Origin of the sequence: Pseudoduganella sp. RAF19, assembly GCF_052114165.1 — a bacterium.
GTDB lineage: Bacteria > Pseudomonadota > Gammaproteobacteria > Burkholderiales > Burkholderiaceae_D > Rugamonas.
The window spans coordinates 1-2,102 of record NZ_JBFREF010000028.1 but is presented as its reverse complement, the minus strand read 5'-3'; the positions used below and the strand labels follow the sequence as shown (position 1 = coordinate 2,102).

Sequence of the window (2,102 nt, the reverse complement as noted above, 5' to 3'; positions counted from 1 at the left end):
GCGATGTTGTTGGTGCTCAGCGCTGCAACCTGGGCGCTGGACAGCGCGCCAGCCTGGTTCGAGGTCAGGGCAACGATCTGGTCGGTGCTCAGGCCGGTCGCCATGGCAGCGGTGCCGAAGGCTGCTACCTGGTTGGTCGACAGCGCGCCGATCTGGTCAGTGGTCAGGCCTGGCAGCTGGTTCGACTTCAGGGAAGCGATTGCAGCGGTAGACAGGCCAACGATGTCCTGAGTTTCGATTGCGCCAACGGCATTCGACGACAGCGCACCGATCTGCGCGGTGGACATGATTGCGAACTGGTTCGAGGTCAGGGCGACCACAGCGTCGGTCGACAGGCCGGAAATGCCGTTGGTGCTCAGGGCAGCGATAGAGCCGGTCGCCAGGTTCTTCACCTGGTCAGTGGTCAGTGCAGCAACCTGTGCGGAACCCAGAGCAGCAATGGTGCTGGTCTTGATCGCGTTCAGRTCTTGCGTCTGCAGGGCCGCCACATCGTCGGTGCTCAGGGCAGCGAACTGCGCGCTGGTCAGCACGTTAGCCTGCTGGGTGCTCAGGGCAACAACCTGATCGGTGGTCAGTGCCTTCACCTGGCCGGTCGACAGGGCAGCGATTGCCGAAGTCTTCAGGTTAGCGAAGTCCGCGGTTTCCAGAGCAGCGATGTTGTTGGTGCTCAGTGCTGCAACCTGGGCGCTGGACAGCGCACCAGCCTGGTTCGAGGTCAGCGCCACGATCTGGTCGGTGCTCAGGCCGGTCGCCATGGCGGCCGTGCCGAAGGCTGCAACCTGGTTGGTCGACAGTGCGCCGATCTGGTCAGTGGTCAGGCCAACCAGCTGGTTCGACTTCAGGGAAGCGATTGCAGCGGTGGACAGGCCAACGATGTCCTGAGTCTCGATCGCGCCAACTGCGTTCGACGACAGCGCGCCGATCTGGGCGGTAGACATCACGGCGAACTGATTCGAGGTCAGGGCGACCACAGCATCGGTCGACAGGCCAGCGATGCCGTTGGTGCTCAGGGCAGCAATGGAGCCGGTCACCAGGTTCTTCACCTGGTCGGTGGTCAGTGCCGACACCTGTGCCGAACCCATAGCAGCGATGGTGCTGGTCTTGATGGCGTTCAGGTCTTGCGTCTGCAGGGCCGCTACGTCGTCGGTGCTCAGGGCTGCAAACTGCGCGCTGTTCAGCACGTTAGCCTGCTGAGTGCTCAGTGCAACTACCTGGTCGGTGGTCAGTGCTTTAACTTGCGCGGTACCCAGAGCAGCGATAGCAGCAGTCTTCAGATTTGCGAAGTCAGCGGTTTCCAGCGCAGCGATGTTGTTGGTCGACAGCGCGGCAACCTGGGTGCTGGACAGTGCGCCAGCCTGATTCGAAGTCAGGGCAACGATCTGGTTGGTGCTCAGGCCAGTCGCCATGGCAGCGGTGCCGAAGGCGGCTACCTGGTTGGTGGACAGTGCGCCGATCTGGTCGGTGGTCAGGCCTGCCATTTGTTGCGACTTCAGGGAAGCCACAGCGGCGGTGGACAGGCCAGCCAGGTCCTGGGTCTCGATAGCGCCGATGGCGTTCGAGGACAGGGCGCCTACTTGCGCAGTGTTCAGCACCGCGATCTGGTTCGAAGTCAGGGCGACCACAGCGTCGGTCGACAGGCCAGCGATACCGTTAGTGCTCAGGGCAGCGATGGAGCCGGTCGCCAGGTTCTTCACCTGGTCGGTGGTCAGCGCAGCAACCTGTGCGGAACCCAGAGCAGCGATGGTGCTGGTCTTGATCGCGTTCAGGTCTTGCGTCTGCAGGGCAGCCACGTCATCGGTGCTCAGGGCAGCAAACTGTGCGCTGTTCAGCACGTTAGCCTGTTGGGTGCTCAGGGCGACAACCTGGTCGGTGGTCAGTGCCTTCACCTGGCCGGTGGTCAGGGCGGCAATCGCAGCAGTCTTCAGGTTAGCGAAGTCGGCGGTTTCCAGCGCAGCGATGTTGTTGGTGCTCAGCGCTGCAACCTGGGCGCTGGACAGCGCGCCAGCCTGGTTCGAGGTCAGGGCAACGATCTGGTCGGTGCTCAGGCCGGTCGCCATGGCAGCGGTGCCGAAGGCTGCTACCTGGTTGGTCGACAGCGCGCC

Annotated in this window: 1 protein-coding gene; it reads right to left on the bottom strand. The window is 63.1% G+C overall.

The features are described from left to right. Positions 1-2,102: beta strand repeat-containing protein (locus AB4Z19_RS30435; protein WP_442037139.1), on the bottom strand; the 2,102-nt coding region annotated here is incomplete at both ends.